Here is an 18,234-nt window from a genome sequence, read left to right on the forward strand (position 1 = left end):
GGAGCAAAGGTCATGCGCGAACGCGGCCGCACCCGACGTCTGCTGGGGCTCGGCGCCCGCACCGGCGGGGCGCTGATGCGCACTCGAATGGGTGGGCAGGCCGACTGGCGGGCTCTGGGAGAGGCCCTCTTCGAGGGGCTTTCCGAGCTGAAGGGGCCGGCGATGAAGCTGGCCCAGATCATGTCCCAGTGGGACGACCTGCTGCCGCCGGACCTCGCCGAGGAGCTCTCACGCCTGCAGCGCCAGGCCGAACCGATGCCCTGGGAGGGCATCCGCCGCACTCTGGTCGAGGAGTACGGGGACCTGGACGAGGTGTTCTACGACATCGAGCAGCGGCCCTTCGCCAGTGCCTCCATGGGGCAAGTGCATCGCGCCACGACCTTGGACGGTGAGACCCTGGTGCTCAAGGTGCAGTATCCGGGACTTGCCGACGTGCTGGAGAGCGACCTGGCACAGGTGCGACGCTTGATGCGCCTGGGACGCTGGCTCAAGGTGCCCCAGGCGCGCCTCGATGCGCTGTTCGAGGAGCTGTCGGTCAGCCTGCGCGGCGAGCTGGACTACCATGCCGAGGCGGAGGCTCTGGCCCGCTACCGCAGGCGCTATGCCCATCTCGACAGCCTGGTGATTCCCGAGCCGTTGCCTGAGTTCTCTGGCCCCCGGGTTCTGGCCATGCGCTACGAGCCAGGAACACCGCTGCGCGAGCTTGAGGCAGGCGATGACGACCTTCGCCAGAGGGTCGCAAAGACGCTGGCCGACTGGGTCACCGAGGAGCTCTTCACACATGGTGAGCTTCATGCCGACCCCCACGCGGGTAACTTCGCCGTCAACGATCGGGGACAGCTGGTCATCTATGACCTGGGCGCAGTGATCCCGGTGCCCGAGGCGCGCTTGCGGGCGATGCTGCAACTGCTCGAGGCGACCCTGGCGAAGGATCCCATGGCCATGGACGAGGCGGTTCTCAAGCTGGGTGGCCGCCAGGGACAGGGGGCACCGCTCGCGCTTTATCGTGAGTCCGCCGAGGCCGTGGAACCGCTGTTTCAGCCTGGCGAGCAGGATTTCGGTGACGTGCGGGTACACCGTCGACTGCGCGAGCTCTCCCCGAAAGTCTGGGCGGCCATGGACCGCCTGCAACCCCCGGCGGATACTCTGCTGCTGTCACGCACCCTCAACGGCCACTACTGGAACCTGGTACGTCTCGGCGCCCGGCTGGATATGCAGGCACGCACTCGACCGTTACTGGCGTGGGCAAGGGGATGAACGGCTGCCAAGCCCCTTGGCAGACTGGTAGACTATGCCGCTTTCCAAACGTTGGAGTGCACGATGCTGGCTGTATGGGTGGAACAGCTGCTGGGCTTTGCCTCGGGGGCGCTCAAGGCCATTCGCCAGGACGAGCGCTACCCCACGCTGATGGCCTGGGCCCGCGACGAGGGGCCGGCCCTGGTCGGCGGCAGTTTGCCACTGGCCCAGGCGCTGGCCCCGGAGCTGTGGTCCCAGACCCCGCTGGCGCGACTCGACTTCGACGCCGAGCCGCTGGCTCGGCCCGGGCGCAATGAGCCCTGCTGGTGCGATTCCGGGCGCAAGACCAAGCACTGCTGCGGGGCGGTCAGCCTGCCCGGCCACGTTCCGCCGCACCTGATGTGGATGCTCTCGCTGCGCGACTGGAAGGGCGATACCCTCAAGGCTGCCCTGGCCAGCGGCCGCGCCCCGGCACAGGCGCTGCTCGAGGCCGGCCTGATCGCCGCCGAGTCCGGCCAGCGGGGTCGGGCCCAGCAGATCCTCGAGTCGCTGTTCGAGCGTGCCGACTGGCTGACCCTCCCCGAGCAGGCCGAGCCCGCCTTCGAGATCCTCATCGATCTCTACCAGGAGCGCGGCTTCCACCGCAAGCGCGAGGCGTTGCTCGATGCCGTGCTCGACCGCGGGCCGCTGTTCCTGCGCGGCGTGGCCCTGGAACGGCTCTGCCTGATGCATCTGGACAACGACGACCTGGACAGCGCCCGGGCGGCCTTCGTGCGCGCCCAGCAGGCCCTGCCCGACTCGCCGACCCTGGCCTATATCGAGGCCATGCTGCTGCTGCACGAGGGCCATGAGCAGGAGGCCGCCGAGCGGTCGCGCTTCTGGTTCCGTCGCCTGGCCCGCCAGGGCGACCTGGACGCCGATCAGATGCAATTCCTCGCCGACCTGGCCGAGAACCCCGGGGCGACGCTTGCCGACCAGCTGCTGAGTGCCGAGGAGGACCTCGCCGAGCCGCTGGTGGCCCTGCAGGCGCTGCTGGAATCGCTGCCCGTGGCCCCGCGGCTGGAGATTCACTGCGGCGACGACGGCCTCGAATATCATTCCACCGCGCGTGAGGACACGCTGTTCGCCGCCTGGCAGAAGGTCTTCAAGTCCCAGGTCGAGAGTGACGCCCCGATGGGCTTCGACGAGGACCCCTGGCCGCATGCCGGGGAGTGGCTACCGGCGCTGTGCGCTCATCCCGAGTGGCTGGATGCTCCCGCCGTGGTGCAATCCCTGGCACTGGCGCTGGCCAGCCGTTTCGGCAGCCTGCCGTGGATGGCGCCGAGCCTGTTCGAGCCCCTGGCCAGCCGCCTGGAGCGCTGGCTCGAGCAGGTGCGTGCCGAGGGCGAGGGTCCTTTTCTGTGGGACAGCGCCGACAACGCCATACTCTTGCGCACCGGACTGGCGCTGGTGGTGGGCATGGAGCGTGGTGCCCGGGCGCGCTCCCGTGAGCTTGCCGAGCGGCTACTCACCCTGGACGATCAGGACAGCCTGGGATTGCGCGAGCTGGTGCTCGACCAGTTGCTCCGGGAAGGCCGCGACCGCGCGGCCCTGGCCTTGAGCGAGCGCGAACTCGATAACGATGAGGAAACCCCGCCGCTGGGGCTGCTGATGGGCCGTGTGCTGGCGCTCTATCGCCTGGAGCGTCGCGACGAGGCCGCCGAGGCGCTGGGCGAAGTACGCCGCCACAGCCCCCACGCCGTGGCCATGCTGTGCGCCGAGAACCCACGCCCGGTGGGCGGCGAGGGCGTCGCCGAGCCCGGTTCCCGTGCCGAGGCCTGGCAGTACCGCACCCTGATGCGCGACCAGTGGCGGACCACGCCGGGTGCCCTGGCCTGGCTGCAGGCGCGGCTGGCCGACTGACCTGCCGGCCATATGAAGGCGATCAACTGGCCCGAGGTGCCGGCACCAGCTCGGGGTCGCGGCTGATCCAGATTGCCAGCATCACGGCCGGTAGCCCCAGCAGCGCGGAGATCAGGAAGAAGGTCGCGTAGCCCTCGCCAGTGACCACCAATCCCCCGAAGCCACTGAGGAACTTGCCCGGCAGGGTCATCAGCGACGAGAACAGCGCGTACTGGGTGGCCGTATAGGCGCGCGAGGTGAGACTCGACAGGAAGGCGATGAAGACCGCGCTGGCCAGGCCATTGGCCAGATTGTCGCCGACGATCGCCATCACCAGCATCGGCAGGCTCTGCCCGGCCAGCGCCAGGGCCGTGAACAGCAGGTTGGTGAGCGCCGCGGCTACCGCGCCCAGTATGAGGATTGGCCCGATGCCGTAGCGGGCCACCAGCAGCCCGCCGAGGATTCCCCCGCCGATGCTCATGGCGATGCCGAAGACATTGGTGACGTTGGCGATGGTGGCCAGCGTGAAGCCCAGGTCGATGTAGAGCGGGTTGGCCATCGAGGCCATGGCCAGGTCGCTGATCCGGAAGACTGCCACGAACAGCAGCAGCCACAGTGCCTTGCGCCGATGGCGCATGAAGAAATCGGTGAAGGGACAGACGATTGCGCCGATCACCCAGGCCCCCATCCGCCGTAGCGGCTTAGGCCGACCTCGGGAGGCCCGCAGGAAGGCGCGGACCCGGGGTTCGTGGATCAGTTGGGTGGTCAGCGAGAGGCGCTCGGGCTCCGGTCGCAGCAGCACCGTGATCACGCCGATGCCCACCAGCGCCGCCATGCTCAGGTAGGCCGCTTCCCAGGAAGCCAGCGAGGCCACGTAGAGGGCACCAGCCCCGGCCGCCAGCAGCCCGCCGCGATAGCCGATGATGTAGGTCGAGGCCATGGCCGCCTGCATATCGTCTGGCGCGGACTCGATGCGGAAGGCATCGATGGCGATGTCCTGGGTCGCGCTGCCGAAGGCCACCAGCAGGGCGAAGGCGGCCACCAGAGGCAGGTGGCCCACCGGGTCGACCCCGGCCAGCCCTACCAGGCCGGTGGCGATCATCGCCTGGGCCAGCAGCATCCAGCCGCGGCGCTGGCCCAAGGTGCGGGTCAGCAGCGGCAGGGCGAGCCGGTCCACTACCGGGGCCCAGAAGAACTTGATCGAGTAGAGCATGCCGATCCAGGCGAAGAAGCCGATGGCTGCCACCTCGACCCCGGTGCTGCGCAGCCAGGCCGAGAGGGTCGAGAATACCAGCAGGAAGGGCAGGCCGGCGGAGAAGCCCAGGAACAGCATGGTGATGACCGGCGCACGCAGGTAGATGGCCAGGGCATCGCGCCAGCTGCGTTGGGCGGTGGGGGTCGGCATGTCGGTCAGCACTCCTTGCGTTGGACTCGACGGAGGCCACGCAGGCCTCGATCATCAATGATAAAATCTCGCGTCGGCAGCCGGGCCGGGCAGCGTCCGACCCTTGTCATCCGAGCGGTTTCATCCGGGCTGGCATGCGGTGGGATTGTTGCAGAGCCCCGGCAATGACACCAGCACGAACCCGACCAGGAGCGACATGAGCGATTCCGAGATTCGCCAGGCCGAAGACGACGATGCCGTGCCCCGCTGGTATGCAATCCAGTGCAAGGGCGGAGAGTCCTTTCGTGCCGCCGAGCACCTGGCCAATCAGGGCTACGAGATCTTCCATCCCGTGCTCCAGGTCCAGAAGAAGCGCCGTGGCAAGCTCGAGTGGATCAGCGAGCCGTTGTTCCCCTATTACCTGTTCATCCGGCTCGACCGGCTGGCCAGCAACTGGCGGCCCATCCGTTCTACCCGCGGCGTACTGAAGCTCGTCACCTTCGGCCTGGCCATGCCGGTGCCGGTCAGCGATGAGTTGATCGAGACGCTGCTCGCGCACGGCAGCGGCGAGGAGGACGCGAGCTCGAATGTCTACTTCCGTGCCGGCGAGGCGGTGGAGATCACCGAGGGGCCCTTCAAGGACCTGCAGGCTGTATTTGCCAGCCACAAGGGCGAGGAGCGGGCCATCGTGCTGCTCAACATGCTGCACAAGCAGCAGCGCCTGGAGATGCCCGTCGGCCAATTGCGCCGCCGCGACTAGGTGGCGGCCTGCTTGTCATTTACCCATTCGCGTCTGGAGATCCCATGACCATCGCCCCCCAACGGATCGTGACCCTGCACTATCGGCTCAGCGATCAGGACGACAGTGTCCTCGATGACTCCCATGCCCGCGGGCAGCCCCTCGAATACCTGCATGGGCACGGCAACATCATGGCCGGCCTGGAACGCGCACTCGAGGGCCAGGAGGCTGGCGCTCAGCTCTCCGTCACTCTGATGCCGGCCGAGGCCTATGGCCTGCGCGATGAGGCGCTGGTGCGCGAGGTCGGCCGCCATGCCTTCCCGGTGGAAGACATCGCGCCGGGCATGCGCTTCCAGACCCCGGGTGACGATGGCCCAGAGATCGTCACCGTGCTCGAGGTCCGTGATGACGCCGTGGTCATCGATACCAACCACCCGCTGGCCGGTCAGACGCTGCGCTACCGCCTCGAGGTGCTGGAGGTGCGCGACGCCACCCGTGCCGAGCTCGCCAAGGGCCATCCGCTGCCCCCGGGCACCGATCCCGGCGAGGTCGAGGACAAGAAGATGCCGTGAAAACTGACCTGGATCAACGGATTTCCCGTGACCCACTGGGCTCGTGGCGATACTTGATTCAGGTCAGCATTTGCCTCCACCCGCGGGACTACAGTTCTCCCAACACATCGGGACGGGAGGACACCACCATGTATCTAGATGACGCCGTAATCTTCGGGCTCGTAACTGTCACGATGATGGTCGCTTTCATGGGGGGCTGGGTCGCGTTCATCGTTCGCGATCATCGCAAGAAGAAGCACTGATCCAGCCGCTTCAAGAGTCGTCAGGGGAGGGGGGAGCTTTCCCCCCACTAGCCGACCCGCTTGGGTCGGCTTTTTTTCGCCTGCTGAATCGGTACTGATCAGGTGGGGTTGAGCTCAGCGCTCGGCGGTAATGCGTATGGGGACGGAACTTGTCGGCGACCAGTGGCGGGACAGGGCACGCATCACCCGCTCCGGGTACCAGGTCTTGCCCAGGCTGCCGTTGTAGCGTGCCAGCGCCCGGGTCAGGTCGCCGCCTTCCACGGCCAGGTAGTGGGCCAGTATCGTGCAGCCATAGCGCAGGTTGCGACGCGGGTCCTTGAGGTCGTCGGCAGGCAGGCCCAGCTCGCGGACCCAGAACGGCATGATCTGCATCAGCCCCACGGCGCCGGCCGAGGACACAGCCTCGGCCTGGAAGGCGCTCTCTACCTGGATCACTGCCAGTACCAGCTCCGGCGCCAGGCCGGCTAGCCGGGCCTCATGGTGGATACGGCCCAGTAGTTCGCGACGCAATGCCGGTTCAGGCATGTAGCGCGCAAGGCGCGGCTCCATGTCATTGAGCCACTGGCGGGCAGCCCAGACCTCGGCGGGCGCCACGCGAGCGGAGCGGATGCTGTCGAGGGTGCCGCGCAGGCTGGCGGGCGTCTCCGGCAGGGCACGCACGAAGGGCGCGGGCCGGTCGGGCGACAGCGAGTCGGGCAGGGCTGCGATGAAGCCCCCGTCACCCTGGGCCACTGCTGTGGAGGCGGATAGGCAGCAGGCCGCCATCAGGGCGGCGGCCCGGCAGCGCTCAGCGAGCGACCTTCTCGCCCAGGAAGTCGAGGATCTGCTCGGCCGGTACCATGGTAGCGTCACTGTCACGGCGTCCCTTGTACTCCAGTTCTCCCTTGTCCAGGCCGCGATCGCCAACCACCAGGCGGTGGGGAATACCCATCAGCTCATGGTCGGCGAACCGCACGCCGGGGCGCAGGTCGCGGTCATCAAGCAGCACTTCGAGGCCGGCGGCAGTGAGGGCCTGATACAGCCGCTCGGACTCCTCGCGCACCCGCTGCGACTTGTGGGCGTTCATCGGTACCATCGCGACCTGGAAGGGGGCGATGACCTCGGGCCAGATGATGCCGGCGTCGTCGTGGTTCTGCTCGATGGCGGCGGCCACGACGCGGGTCACGCCGATACCATAGCAGCCCATCCAGGGATGCACGGCACGACCTTCGTCGCCCAGCACGGTGGCATTCATCGCTTCGCTGTACTTGCGCCCCAACTGGAAGACGTGGCCGACCTCGATGCCGCGCTTGATGGCGAGCGTGCCCTTGCCATCCGGCGAGGGGTCGCCCTCGACCACGTTGCGGATGTCGGCGACCTTCGGCAGCGTCGCGTCGCGCTCCCAGTTGATGCCGAAGTAGTGCTTGCCGTCGACGTTGGCGCCGGCGCCAAAGTCGCTCATCAGCGCGACCGAGCGGTCGATGATGATGGGCATCTCGAGGTTCACCGGGCCGAGCGAGCCGGGGCCGGCACCCACCACGGCGCGGATCTCTTCCTCGCTGGCCATGGTCAGCGGAGCGGCGACCTCGGAGAGATTCTCGGCCTTCACCTCGTTGAGCTCGTGGTCGCCGCGCACCAGCAGGGCGACCAGACCGCCTTCGGCTGCGTGGACCATCAACGTCTTGAGGGTCTTCTCGATGGGCAGGCCGTGTTGCTCCACCAGGGCGGCGATGGTCTTGGCATTCGGGGTATCGACCAGTTGCAGCTCTTCGCTGGGGGCGGGGCGCTGGGCACCGCTGTCCGGCGGTGCCGGCAGCGCTTCGGCCTTCTCCATGTTGGCGGCGTAGTCGGACTCGGTGGAGAAGACGATGTCGTCCTCGCCGGAGTCGGCCAGTACATGGAACTCGTGGGACCCCGTGCCGCCGATGGCGCCGTTGTCGGCGATCACCGGGCGGAAGTCCAGCCCCAGGCGGGTAAAGATCCGCGTGTAGGCGTCATACATCGCCTGGTAGGTTTCCTTGAGGGATGCCTCGTCGACGTGGAAGGAGTAGGCATCCTTCATGATGAACTCGCGGGAGCGCATTACGCCGAAGCGCGGCCGGATCTCGTCGCGGAACTTGGTCTGGATCTGGTAGAAGTTGGCCGGCAGCTGCTTGTAGCTGGCGATTTCCTTGCGCACCAGGTCGGTGATCACTTCTTCGTGGGTAGGCCCGACGCAGTAGTCGCGTTCGTGGCGATCCTTGAGGCGCAGCAGTTCCGGGCCATACTGCTCCCAGCGGCCGGACTCCTGCCACAGCTCGGCGGGTTGCACCGCCGGCATCAGCACCTCTTGGGCGCCGGCGCGGTCCATCTCCTCACGCACGATACGCTCGACCTTGCGCAGGGTCTTGATGCCCAGCGGCAGCCAGGTATAGAGGCCTGAGGTGAGGCGGCGGATCATCCCCGAACGCAGCATCAGCTGATGGCTGATGACCTCGGCGTCGGCGGGAGTTTCCTTGAGGGTGGCGATCAACAGTTGGCTAGCGCGCATGGGTCCGGCGGTTCCTCGAGCGTGTTCGTACGGGCGACGTAAGCGGGGCCGCGAAGGTCGGCGGCAATGACCGAGCATTGTACGGCCCGCTGCCCAAGGCGGCAAAAGCTTGTGTTTCCCCGGCGTTTCCCCGGGCCCTGATCAGCCCTCCAACAGCAGCAGGCGCACCAGCATGCCCAGCACCAGGGTGGTGGAAATGCTGAGCAGGGTGCCGAGCAGTACGTATTCGGTGAGCTTGCGGTCACGGGAGTCGCGCAGGTCGCCGAAGCGCAGCACCGACTTGGCGGCGAGCAGGAAGCCGACCGCAGTGAGCTGGTCCAGCAGCACCAGGGTCAGCACCAGCAGCCGTTCCAGCACGCCGATGCGCGCTCCGGCGCTGGCCAGGGTGCCGGTCTCCTCGAGCTGCGCGCTCCAGCGCTGCATGACCAGGGCGATGGCGATCGACAGCGGGCGCGTCACCAGCAGGTAGGCGGTCGCGACTCCCAGCACCGTCGGTGAAGTGAGCCAGGCGGCGAGCTCGCTCAACGGGGCCAGGCTGCCGAGCCAGGCCAGCCAGAGCCCCAGCAACACCAGCAGGTGAAGGATTTGATCGAGCAGGAACCAGCGCAGCTCTCCGGCTGGCAATCGGGCCTTGGCCAGGTCGATCAGCCAGTGGCTGACGGCTACTACCAGGGCGCCGAGCAGCACCGCGGCCAGGCCTTGAGGCATGGCCGCGGTTGCCACCAGCAGTATGCCCCCGGCGAGCAGGCCATGCACCAACGCATGTTGCAGCAGGCGCGGGGAGCGGTGGCGCAGCTGATAGCGTTCTTCCACCCAGATGCGCGGCTGCAGCATGAAGTCGCCGACCAGATGGCCTAGTACCAGGCCCAGGAGCAGCGAGAGGGCATCGGGGCTCATGGCGTGCACTCCTCCTCGGTGAAGCGTTGTCGCAGGTAGTCGAGGGTGTCGGAGAGCAGGGCCCAGCGGGCGGCGCGCAGGCGCTTGTGGACGCTGGGCTGGCGGATGCCGAGATGCTCGGCCAGGGCCTGCTGGGAGGCGTCATGACGCAGGCTCAGGCCGACGACCTCGGCGGAGTAAGGCGACCAGCCATCGAGCAGGTCATCGACGAAGCGGATCAGCAGGGCGAGGCCAGGATCCTCGGGCGCGTCCAGCGGGGTCAGCGCGAGGTGGGCGTTGGTGTCGGCCAGTGCATCCAGGGCGCGACCCGAGGCCACAAAGGTAGCGCCATCGGCCTCCGCGATGCCCCCTTCCGCCGGCCCAACCGCGATGGCAATGCGGGCATCCCAGCGCTGGTCGGGTTCAGAGTGCTCGATCAGCGTCGCCCGCAGCGCCACTGCCGCCTCCATGGCCGTCGCCGCCTTGGGCAGGGCGAGCTGGAAGCCGTCGCCACGGAAGCGTTCACCGTGGCCGCCATGCCGGGCAGTCAGCTCGGCAATGCAGTCATCCAGCAGCCGGTAGAGGCGAGGTCGGTCGTCGACCTTGCGCGAGTCGATCACGTCGCCGGTCAGCACGGCGATTCGCTGTGGCATGACAGGTCCTCCCGGGCACTTGCCTCAAGCATAGCCTTCAAGGGCTATTTATCAAGTTAATAGCCCTTGAAGGTTATAATGACAAGAAATAGCCCATAAAGGTTATAGAAAACTACCGGGCCAACTCGCGCATGGCGTTTTCGAGCCCTGCCAGGGTCATGGGATACATGCGATCGTCGATCAACTTGTGGATCAACTGGGTGGAGTGGGTGAAGTCCCAGGCGCGTTGCGGCATGGGGTTGAGCCAGGCCAGGTGCGGGAAGTGGTCGACCAGTCGCTTGAGCCAGACCGCGCCTGGCTCGTCGTTGAAGTGCTCTACGCTGCCGCCGGGATGGGTGATTTCGTAGGGCGACATGGCGGCATCGCCGACGATGACCACCTGGTAGTCGTCGCCGTAGGTGTTCAGCACGTCCATCGTCGGGATGCGATCGCCATGGCGCCGGGCCTGGTTTCCAGCGTTGCTGCGCCACAGTCCCTCGTAGACGCAGTTATGGAAGTAGTAGGCCTCCAGGTGCTTGAACTCCGAGCGTGCCGCCGAGAAGAGCTCCTCGCAGGTGCGAATGTGGTCGTCCATGGAGCCGCCCACGTCGAGCAACAGCAGCACCTTCACCGCATTGTGGCGCTCGGGGCGCATCTGCACATTGAGCAGGCCGGCGTCGCGCGCCGTTTCCCGGATGGTGGCGTCGACGTCGAACTCCTCCGCGGCCCCCTGTCGGGCGAACTTGCGAAGCCGGCGCAGCGCCATCTTGATATTGCGCGTGCCCAGCTCGAGGCTGTCGTCGTAGTCGCGGAAGCGGCGTTCGTCCCACACCTTCACCGCGCGGCGATGACGCGAGCCGTCCTGGCCGATGCGGATGCCCTCGGGATTGTAGCCATAGGCGCCGAAGGGGCTGGTGCCGCCGGTTCCGATCCACTTGTTGCCGCCGGCGTGGCGCTCATCCTGCTCTTCCAGGCGCTGCTTGAAGGTCTCGATCAGCTTCTCGAGGCCACCCAGGGACTCGATCTGGGCCTTCTCTTCCTCGCTGAGCTGCTTCTCGAACTCGCGGCGCAGCCAGTCGTCGGGAATCATCGCCTCGATGGCGGCGTCGAGGTTTTCCAGCCCCTCGAACCAGGCGGCGAAGGCGCGATCAAAGCGGTCGAAGTGGCGCTCGTCCTTGACCATGACGGTGCGCGCGAGCTGGTAGAAGGCTTCCATGTCGGCGAACACCACGCCACGCTCCACCACTGCGTGGAGGTCGAGCAGTTCGCGCAGCGATACCGGTACGCCATGGCGCTTCAGGGTGTCGAACAGGCCGATGAACATGCCTCAGCGCCTCTGGTTGCCCTGGCGGCGCATCATGAAGGCGAGTCGCTCGAGCAGCGCGGTGTCCTGCTCGTTCTTGACCAGCGCCCCGGCCAGCGGCGGGATCGCCTTCACCGGGTCGCGCTGGTAGAGGGACTCTCGGGCCAGCTCGTCGGCCATCAGCAGCTTCAGCCAGTCCACCAGCTCCGAGGTGGAGGGCTTCTTCTTGAGGCCCGGAGCCTGGCGCAGGTCGAAGAAGACCTCCAGGGCCTCGGCAACGAGCTTGGGGGCAATGTCCGGGAAGTGCACATCGACTATGGCCTGCATGGTCTCGCGGTCGGGAAACTCGATGTAGTGGAAGAAGCAGCGGCGCAGGAAGGCGTCGGGCAGCTCCTTCTCGCTGTTGGAGGTGATCACGATGATCGGCCGGTGGCGGGCACGAATGGTCTCGCCGGTCTCGTAGACATGGAACTCCATGCGATCCAGCTCCTGGAGCAGATCGTTGGGAAATTCGATGTCCGCCTTGTCGATCTCGTCGATCAACAGCACCACTCGCTCATCCGCGGTGAAGGCCTCCCACAGCTTGCCGGGCTCGATGTAGTTGGCGACGTTCTCCACGCCCTCGATGCCGAGCTGGGAGTCGCGCAAGCGGCTCACCGCATCGTATTCGTAGAGCCCCTGGGCCGCCTTGGTGGAGGACTTGATGTGCCAGGTGATCAGTCGGGTGCCAATCGAGCCGGCCAGTTCCTCGGCCAGCAGGGTCTTGCCGGTGCCCGGCTCGCCCTTGATCAGCAGCGGGCGCTCCAGGGTGACGGCGGCATCGACCGCCTGCTTGAGGGCCTCGGTGGCCACATAGGTGGAAGTGGAATCAAACGCCATGGGTCATACCTCGGCAGGTTCGTCGAAGGATCAGGAGTCAAACGAGTGTACGGAAGGGCGGGAGAGGGGACAAATTCGGCCCGAAGGCAAGTGGCCGGATACACTATCCGCGGAACGTCCAGGTGTCGACGTGATGGCAGTAAGGAGAAAGACAGTGGTGAACAACCTCTTCACATCGATTCCCCTGTCCCTGGAGGCGGAGCAGTTCAAGGCACTGGCGGGCGGCAAGGATGTGAGCATCGAGCGCATCGTCTCGCGCGGCCAGCGTTCGCCGGAAGAGGGCTGGTACGACCAGCCGCAGCACGAATGGGTGGTGGTACTGCAGGGCCGGGCGGTGCTCGCCTTCGAGCAGGGCGAGGATGTGGAACTCGCGCCCGGCGATTACTGGACCATCCCGGCGCACTGCCGCCATCGCGTCAAATGGACGGACCCCCAGCAGGCCACCGTGTGGCTGGCAGTACACTATTCCACCTGAAGATGGGCGTCCGCACGAGGAAGGGCGGCCGCGTGAAGGCGGGCTCGGCGATCGCAGGTGTCACGGCTCGCTGTCGGGCGCGAGCCGGGCGAGGTAGCGATGGAGTTGCCTGGCGTTCTCGACGGCATGGCCGGCCTCGTCGTTGTTGAAGTAGGCGTAGACGTCACGGCCGCTCGTGGACAGGTCCCGAACCCGCCGGGCCTGGGCGCTGAGGTACTGGGGCGTGTAGCGGCCCCGGTAGTGGTCGCCGTGATAGCGCAGGTAGGCCCAGTCGGCGGTCAGGCGTCGGGGATGGTCGGGGAGCATGTCGTGCCAGCACAGGGCGGCGCCGTGGGCTTCCAGTACCTCGTAGACATCGTCGCAGAGCCAGGAGGGGTCGCGGAATTCCAACGCCCAGCGATATTCGGCCGGTGCAGCTTTGAGGAAGGCGTCCAGACGCTCGGCATTGGCCCGCCAGCGGCCCGGCAGCTGCACCAGGATCGGGCCCAGCGTGTCGCCGAGCGGCCCGACAGCGTCCAGGAAGTGGCCGATGGTGTCCTGGGGGTCCTTGAGCTTCTTGATGTGGCTGCCGTAGCGGCTGAACTTGACGGCGAAACGGAAACCCTTGGGGACGGCGTCGCGCCAGGCGCGGAAGGTGTCGGCCTCGGGTAGCTGGTAGAAGGTGTTGTTGATCTCCACCGTTGCGAAGTGCTCGGCGTAGTGGCCGAGCCAGCGCTCACGCGGAAGGTCCTTCGGGTAGAGGACGTCGCGCCAGTGATCGTACTGGTAGCCCGAGGTCCCGATGTGCATCCGTCCCGATTGGCTCATTCGGCCTCCCGTCGCCCGTGGAACCGTCCCCCTGGGGAGGAGCGCAGGCTCAGGATGGACCCGAACCCGCGGTGTTGCCAGTGGGGACCGGCCCTTGGTCGCCGTCGCCGGGACGGTAGGTATTTACCAGGGTCGCCGGGTCTCGTTCGGCGTGGCCGCGCCGCGCATGGGCGCGCATCAGTTGGGCGGCCAGCCCGCTCATGGGCGTGGCGCTGCCGCTGCGCTGGCTCTGGGCCACCGCCATGTCGAGATCCTTGAGCAGGGTGCGAAGGTGCCAGGGCGGCTCGTCGAAGTCGCTAGCCGCCATGCGCGGTGTGAGAATCCGGAAAGGAGTCGAGTCGGCGAAGCCACCGGCCAGGGCCTCGGTCAGCCGGCTGGCATCCACGCCGCTGGCCTCGGCCAGGGCGACCATCTCGGCGATCACCGCCGCCTGGCAGCCGACCACCATCTGGTTGCACACCTTGGTCACCTGGCCGCTGCCCACCGGGCCCATATGGGTCACCCTCGCGGATAGCGGCACCAGCAACGGCCGGATTGCCTCGACATCCTCCGGATCGCCACCGCACATGATGGCCAGGCTTCCTGCCTCCGCGCCTGCCACGCCGCCGGAGACCGGCGCATCCACCCAGCGCATGCCGCATTCGCTCTCGAGCCAGTCGGCGAAGTCGCGTGTTGCGGCAGGATCGCTGCTGGAGAAGTCGACCAGTCTCTGGCCGGCACGGCCATGCTGGGCTATCCCCCCTTCGCCGAACACTATGTCCTCCACCACGGTGGTATTGGCCAGGCAAAGCAGTACCACGTCCACGGTTTCCATCAGCTCGGCGATCGTGCCGACCACCCGGGCACCGGCCTCGCCCAAGGGAGCGGCCTTGGCGGATGTGCGATTCCATACGGTCACATCGAAGCCGGCCTCCAGCAGACGTCGCGTCATGGGGTTGCCCATCAGGCCGATGCCGATGAAGCCGAGGCGAGGCTGGGTCATGGAGGTCTCCAGGTGGATTGGGTTGGAGAGGCAGCATGCGGGATGGAAGGGTTTTTCAGCAACTTGGCATGTCCGTTGCGCCAGGAAGAGCGCTGAACCAGCGCGGTACTGCCTCGCCATGACGCATCCCGCTGCTAGAAAGCGCTCCTATGGTGCAGTGCCGCATGATGTCGATCGCTTCGGGAAAGGCGCCGGAGGACGTTAGTTCAGTAACCCTTTATGTTTATTGGGTAATTGGCATTTCTGGCGCGATTCTCGCTATATAATCATCATGATCGCCGAGCCAGAGTGGCGAATCACCGAGTGAGCTGGCGTGCTCCAATTGGTCCCCTTCGGGGGACCTTTTTTATAAATGTGGCCAAAATCGACGAGGCCGTGCCTGGCAGTATGGCCTCCTGGGCAAGGCCGCCCGTGTCCTCGAGAGGCTGACCTGGCGGTAGTCTTCACCTGACGCCTGTATCACACTGGCGCGAATGGCTCGCTGCTAAGGGAACTGACGATGCGCCTGAGGGTACTCTCGGACCTGCACCTGGAACACGCCGATCGTCCACCGGAGTTGCCGGAATCCAGGGCCGATGTCGTGATTCTGGCCGGGGATATTCATGCCGACATCCAGGGGCTGAGTTGGGCAGCGGAGCGCTTTGCCGGCACCCCGATTGTCTATGTTCCTGGCAACCATGAGTTCTATGGCACCAGCATGCCTGCCCTGCGCCGCGTACTGGCCGCCGAAGCCGAGCGACTCGGCATCCATCTGCTGGACAACCGCTCACTGACCCTGGGGGGCGTGCGCTTTCACGGCACGACGCTGTGGACCGACTTCGCCCTCTACGCCGACCAGCCCGAGTTCGACCCGGCACTGACCGAGGCCAGGGCGCTGGCCCTGATGCCGGATTTCCGGATCATCGAGCAGCCGGAAGGGGCGATGTTCACCCCGGAGGAGAGCCGCCGCCTGCATGCAGAGGCACTGGCCTGGCTGGACGAAGAGCTGGCTCGACCATTCACCGGCCCGAGGGTGGTGATCAGCCACCACGCTCCCCTGGCCGACTGTATCCCGTCCTGCTATCGCGGCGATGTGCTGTCTCCGGCCTTCGCTTCCCATCTGCCCCAACTGATGGGACGCATGGACCTGTGGATCCACGGCCATGTCCATGAGCCGGTGGACCTCGAGACGGGTGGTACACGCGTCATCGCCAACCCGGGTGGCTACCCCGACGAGTTCGACCCGCCGCTGTTTATCGACGACCTGATCGTCGAGGTGAGTGACGCATGACGCGGGTCCGCGCTGCCTGTCTACCGGCGAGCCTCGCGTAGTGTCAGTGTTGACGCGCCACGGCTTTATCCTGACGCGGCACTGGGTGGATACACCCCGGGGTATTGATGTCACCTTCTGGCTGGCAACCGATGAGGGTCCGCTCAAGGTGCGTCTGCCGGCCCAGTCCTCGGTGGCCTTCCTGCCCGCCGAGCAGCGCGAGCGGGCCGAGGGCGCGCTCGCCGGCGAACAGGGCGCATCGCTTCGCGAGCTCGAGCTGTGCGACTTCCACCGTCGTCCGGTACTGGGCCTCTATTGCCGGCAGAGTCGTCAGCTGAGTGCCCTCGAACGGCGTCTCAAGGAGGCCGGCCTGGAGCTTTACGAGGCCGACATCCGTCCGCCGGAGCGCTACCTGATGGAGCGCTTTATCACCGCGCCGGTAGCGGTGACCGGGTCGGAGGATGGGCAGGGCGGCCTGATGGAGGCCCGCCTGAAGCCCTCAACGGACTACCGCCCGCGGCTGCGCACGGTCTCGCTGGATATCGAGACCAGCGCCAAGGGTGAGCTCTACTCGATTGCGCTGGAGGGCTGCGGGCAGCGCCAGGTCTATATGCTGGGGCCGCACGCTGGAAAGGGCGAGGGCGAACCGAGCGAGCTCGATTTCCCGCTGGACTACTGCGACTCCCGGGCCGAGCTCATCGAGCGTCTCAATGCCTGGTTCTCCGAGTTCGACCCCGATGCCATCATCGGCTGGAACCTGGTGCAGTTCGATCTTCGCCTCCTTCACGAGCATGCCCGCGCGCTTGGCGTGCCGCTGCGTCTGGGGCGTGGCGGTGCCGAGATGGAGTGGCGCGCCCATGGGTACAAGTCCAACCACTTCTTCGCCGCCGCTGCCGGGCGGTTGATCATCGACGGCATCGAGGCGCTGCGCTCGGCCACCTGGCACTTCCCCTCGTTCAGCCTGGAGAACGTCGCCCGGACCCTGCTCGGCGAGGGCAAGGCGATCGACAATCCCTACCAGCGCCTCGATGACATCCTGCGCATGTTCGCCGAGGACAAGCCGGCCCTGGCCCGCTACAACCTCAAGGACTGCGAGCTGGTGACGCGGATCTTCGCCAGGACCGAGCTGCTCGAATTCCTGCTCGAGCGGGCCACCGTCACCGGCCTGCCCGCCGATCGCAGCGGCGGCTCGGTGGCGGCCTTCACCCATCTCTATCTGCCACGCCTGCATCGGCTGGGATTCGTGGCGCCCAACCTCGGCGAGGGGCAGCCGGACGAGAGCCCCGGCGGCTTCGTCATGGACTCCCGCCCCGGCCTCTACGACTCGGTACTGGTGCTCGACTTCAAGAGCCTCTATCCCTCGATCATCCGCAGCTTCCTGATCGACCCGGCAGGACTCATCGAGGGGCTCGCCGACCCCAGGGCCGCCGCCTCGGTGCCGGGCTTTCTCGGTGCGCGCTTCTCACGCAGCCATCACGCCTTGCCGGGCATTGTGGAGCGCGTATGGGCCGGGCGCGAGGCCGCCAAGCGTGCCGGGAATGCGCCGCTCTCCCAGGCATTGAAGATCATCATGAACAGCTTCTACGGGGTGCTCGGCTCGAAGGGATGCCGTTTCTTCGATGCCCGGCTCGCCTCGTCGATCACCATGCGCGGCCACGAGATCATGCGCCGTACCCGGGAGCTCATCGAGGCCGAGGGGGTGACCGTGATCTACGGCGATACCGACTCCACCTTCGTCTGGCTGGGTCGCCCTCACGAAGAAGCTGACGCTGCGGCGATCGGCCGCCGCCTGGTGGACCGGGTCAACGCCTGGTGGCGCGAGCACCTGGCAGAGGAATACGGGCTCGAGAGTGTCCTGGAGCTGCAGTTCGAGACCCATTACCGGCGCTTCCTGATGCCGACCATCCGTGGCGCCGAGGCGGGCAGCAAGAAGCGCTATGCGGGGCTGGTGCGTGACGCCGATGGAGATGAACACATGGTGTTCAAGGGGCTCGAAACGGTGCGCAGCGACTGGACGGAGCTCGCCAAGGCCTTCCAGCAGGAGCTCTATAGGCGCATCTTCGCCCGCGAGCCCTGGCGGGACTACATCCGCGACTATGTGCAGGCGTTCATTCACCGCTCCCGAGAGGGCGAGCTCGACGAGCGGCTGGTCTATCGCAAGCGGCTGCGTCGTCGCCTGGATGACTATCAGCGCAACGTGCCGCCCCATGTGCGCGCGGCGCGGCTGGCCGACGAAGCCAATGACCGCCTGGGCCGGCCGCGGCAGTACCAGAACGGCGGCTGGATCCGCTACGTGATGACGGTGGCTGGCCCCGAGCCCCTGGAGGCGTGGCGCTCGGCCATCGACACCGACCATTACCTGACCCGTCAGCTGCAGCCGGTAGCCGATGCCATCCTGCCCTTCGTCGGCGACGACTTCGAAAGCCTTATCGATACCCAGCTCGGGCTGTTTTAGCCCGCAGGCCGGG

Annotated in this window: 17 protein-coding genes; 8 read left to right on the forward strand and 9 right to left on the reverse strand. The window is 66.7% G+C overall.

Going from position 1 to position 18,234, the window contains the following annotated elements; all coding sequences use genetic code 11:
* The first annotated feature begins 12 nt into the window (after window positions 1-12).
* The gene (locus BMY30_RS03645) at window positions 13-1,257 is read left to right on the forward strand and encodes an ABC1 kinase family protein (protein ID WP_089710704.1); all 1,245 of its coding nucleotides are present in this window, start codon (window positions 13-15) and stop codon (window positions 1,255-1,257) included.
* 63 nt (window positions 1,258-1,320) lie between these two features.
* Complete coding sequence (locus BMY30_RS03650; RefSeq protein WP_089710705.1) at window positions 1,321-3,138, forward strand: SEC-C metal-binding domain-containing protein; 1,818 nt, start codon at window positions 1,321-1,323, stop codon at window positions 3,136-3,138.
* 22 nt (window positions 3,139-3,160) lie between these two features.
* Here the strand turns inward: BMY30_RS03650 and BMY30_RS03655 are convergent, their stop codons facing one another.
* A complete protein-coding gene (locus BMY30_RS03655) occupies window positions 3,161-4,522 on the reverse strand; it encodes an AmpG family muropeptide MFS transporter (RefSeq protein ID WP_089710707.1) in 1,362 nt (453 codons plus the stop codon).
* Window positions 4,523-4,718: 196 nt separating this feature from the next.
* On the opposite strand from BMY30_RS03655, the gene rfaH reads away from it, so the two are divergent.
* From rfaH to ccoM, 3 genes are all read left to right on the forward strand, one after another.
* Window positions 4,719-5,261, forward strand: coding sequence for a transcription/translation regulatory transformer protein RfaH (gene rfaH, locus BMY30_RS03660; RefSeq protein WP_089710709.1), 543 nt, complete (start codon window positions 4,719-4,721; stop codon window positions 5,259-5,261).
* A 44-nt stretch (window positions 5,262-5,305) separates the two neighbouring features.
* On the forward strand, window positions 5,306-5,812 hold the full coding sequence (locus tag BMY30_RS03665; protein WP_089710711.1) for an FKBP-type peptidyl-prolyl cis-trans isomerase: 507 nt from the start codon (window positions 5,306-5,308) through the stop codon (window positions 5,810-5,812).
* 128 nt (window positions 5,813-5,940) lie between these two features.
* Window positions 5,941-6,054 (forward strand): cytochrome c oxidase subunit CcoM, encoded by a 114-nt coding sequence (gene ccoM, locus BMY30_RS18440; protein ID WP_425283419.1) that lies wholly within the window; start codon window positions 5,941-5,943, stop codon window positions 6,052-6,054.
* A gap of 114 nt (window positions 6,055-6,168) precedes the next feature.
* Here the strand turns inward: ccoM and BMY30_RS03675 are convergent, their stop codons facing one another.
* From BMY30_RS03675 to BMY30_RS03700, 6 genes are all read right to left on the reverse strand, one after another.
* Window positions 6,169-6,819 (reverse strand): lytic transglycosylase domain-containing protein, encoded by a 651-nt coding sequence (locus BMY30_RS03675; RefSeq protein WP_089710715.1) that lies wholly within the window; start codon window positions 6,817-6,819, stop codon window positions 6,169-6,171.
* 22 nt (window positions 6,820-6,841) lie between these two features.
* Window positions 6,842-8,563, reverse strand: coding sequence for a proline--tRNA ligase (locus tag BMY30_RS03680; protein ID WP_089710717.1), 1,722 nt, complete (start codon window positions 8,561-8,563; stop codon window positions 6,842-6,844).
* Between the two features lie 141 nt (window positions 8,564-8,704).
* Window positions 8,705-9,460: a DUF3307 domain-containing protein gene (locus BMY30_RS03685; RefSeq protein ID WP_089710719.1), complete on the reverse strand. Its 756-nt coding sequence runs from the start codon at window positions 9,458-9,460 to the stop codon at window positions 8,705-8,707.
* A complete protein-coding gene (locus tag BMY30_RS03690) occupies window positions 9,457-10,092 on the reverse strand; it encodes a hypothetical protein (RefSeq protein ID WP_089710721.1) in 636 nt (211 codons plus the stop codon). Before BMY30_RS03690 ends, BMY30_RS03685 begins: the two co-directional genes overlap by 4 nt.
* Window positions 10,093-10,204: 112 nt before the next feature.
* Window positions 10,205-11,395 (reverse strand): vWA domain-containing protein, encoded by a 1,191-nt coding sequence (locus BMY30_RS03695; protein WP_089710723.1) that lies wholly within the window; start codon window positions 11,393-11,395, stop codon window positions 10,205-10,207.
* Window positions 11,396-11,398: 3 nt separating this feature from the next.
* Window positions 11,399-12,253 carry an AAA family ATPase gene (locus BMY30_RS03700; protein ID WP_089710725.1) on the reverse strand — a complete coding sequence of 285 codons (855 nt, stop codon included), beginning with the start codon at window positions 12,251-12,253 and terminating at the stop codon, window positions 11,399-11,401.
* Window positions 12,254-12,410: 157 nt separating this feature from the next.
* Between BMY30_RS03700 and BMY30_RS03705 the strand changes: the two genes are divergently transcribed.
* Window positions 12,411-12,728 (forward strand): cupin domain-containing protein, encoded by a 318-nt coding sequence (locus tag BMY30_RS03705; protein WP_089710783.1) that lies wholly within the window; start codon window positions 12,411-12,413, stop codon window positions 12,726-12,728.
* A 60-nt stretch (window positions 12,729-12,788) separates the two neighbouring features.
* Here BMY30_RS03705 and BMY30_RS03710 read toward each other — a convergent pair whose 3' ends face one another.
* Together BMY30_RS03710 and BMY30_RS03715 are read right to left on the reverse strand one after the other, a co-directional pair.
* Window positions 12,789-13,535 (reverse strand): DUF72 domain-containing protein, encoded by a 747-nt coding sequence (locus tag BMY30_RS03710; RefSeq protein WP_089710727.1) that lies wholly within the window; start codon window positions 13,533-13,535, stop codon window positions 12,789-12,791.
* Between the two features lie 49 nt (window positions 13,536-13,584).
* Window positions 13,585-14,517, reverse strand: a complete 933-nt coding sequence (locus tag BMY30_RS03715; RefSeq protein ID WP_089710729.1) for an NAD(P)-dependent oxidoreductase — start codon at window positions 14,515-14,517, stop codon at window positions 13,585-13,587.
* A gap of 499 nt (window positions 14,518-15,016) precedes the next feature.
* On the opposite strand from BMY30_RS03715, the gene BMY30_RS03720 reads away from it, so the two are divergent.
* Both BMY30_RS03720 and BMY30_RS03725 read left to right on the forward strand, forming a co-directional pair.
* Window positions 15,017-15,787: a metallophosphoesterase gene (locus BMY30_RS03720; RefSeq protein WP_089710730.1), complete on the forward strand. Its 771-nt coding sequence runs from the start codon at window positions 15,017-15,019 to the stop codon at window positions 15,785-15,787.
* 40 nt (window positions 15,788-15,827) lie between these two features.
* The gene (locus tag BMY30_RS03725) at window positions 15,828-18,221 is read left to right on the forward strand and encodes a DNA polymerase II (RefSeq protein ID WP_244516112.1); all 2,394 of its coding nucleotides are present in this window, start codon (window positions 15,828-15,830) and stop codon (window positions 18,219-18,221) included.
* Window positions 18,222-18,234 lie beyond the last annotated feature (13 nt).

It is taken from the genome of Halomonas daqiaonensis (genome assembly GCF_900109725.1).
Taxonomy (GTDB): Bacteria; Pseudomonadota; Gammaproteobacteria; order Pseudomonadales; family Halomonadaceae; genus Halomonas; species Halomonas daqiaonensis.

What these genes read in the sequence shown, in the direction of transcription:
- BMY30_RS03645 (WP_089710704.1), top strand. Translation starts at nt 13, where the DNA reads ATGCGCGAACGCGGCCGCACCCGACGTCTGCTGGGGCTCGGCGCCCGC.
- BMY30_RS03650 (WP_089710705.1), top strand. Translation starts at nt 1,321, where the DNA reads ATGCTGGCTGTATGGGTGGAACAGCTGCTGGGCTTTGCCTCGGGGGCG.
- BMY30_RS03655 (WP_089710707.1), bottom strand. Translation starts at nt 4,522, where the DNA reads ATGCCGACCCCCACCGCCCAACGCAGCTGGCGCGATGCCCTGGCCATC.
- rfaH (WP_089710709.1), top strand. Translation starts at nt 4,719, where the DNA reads ATGAGCGATTCCGAGATTCGCCAGGCCGAAGACGACGATGCCGTGCCC.
- BMY30_RS03665 (WP_089710711.1), top strand. Translation starts at nt 5,306, where the DNA reads ATGACCATCGCCCCCCAACGGATCGTGACCCTGCACTATCGGCTCAGC.
- ccoM (WP_425283419.1), top strand. Translation starts at nt 5,941, where the DNA reads ATGTATCTAGATGACGCCGTAATCTTCGGGCTCGTAACTGTCACGATG.
- BMY30_RS03675 (WP_089710715.1), bottom strand. Translation starts at nt 6,819, where the DNA reads ATGGCGGCCTGCTGCCTATCCGCCTCCACAGCAGTGGCCCAGGGTGAC.
- BMY30_RS03680 (WP_089710717.1), bottom strand. Translation starts at nt 8,563, where the DNA reads ATGCGCGCTAGCCAACTGTTGATCGCCACCCTCAAGGAAACTCCCGCC.
- BMY30_RS03685 (WP_089710719.1), bottom strand. Translation starts at nt 9,460, where the DNA reads ATGAGCCCCGATGCCCTCTCGCTGCTCCTGGGCCTGGTACTAGGCCAT.
- BMY30_RS03690 (WP_089710721.1), bottom strand. Translation starts at nt 10,092, where the DNA reads ATGCCACAGCGAATCGCCGTGCTGACCGGCGACGTGATCGACTCGCGC.
- BMY30_RS03695 (WP_089710723.1), bottom strand. Translation starts at nt 11,395, where the DNA reads ATGTTCATCGGCCTGTTCGACACCCTGAAGCGCCATGGCGTACCGGTA.
- BMY30_RS03700 (WP_089710725.1), bottom strand. Translation starts at nt 12,253, where the DNA reads ATGGCGTTTGATTCCACTTCCACCTATGTGGCCACCGAGGCCCTCAAG.
- BMY30_RS03710 (WP_089710727.1), bottom strand. Translation starts at nt 13,535, where the DNA reads ATGAGCCAATCGGGACGGATGCACATCGGGACCTCGGGCTACCAGTAC.
- BMY30_RS03715 (WP_089710729.1), bottom strand. Translation starts at nt 14,517, where the DNA reads ATGACCCAGCCTCGCCTCGGCTTCATCGGCATCGGCCTGATGGGCAAC.
- BMY30_RS03720 (WP_089710730.1), top strand. Translation starts at nt 15,017, where the DNA reads ATGCGCCTGAGGGTACTCTCGGACCTGCACCTGGAACACGCCGATCGT.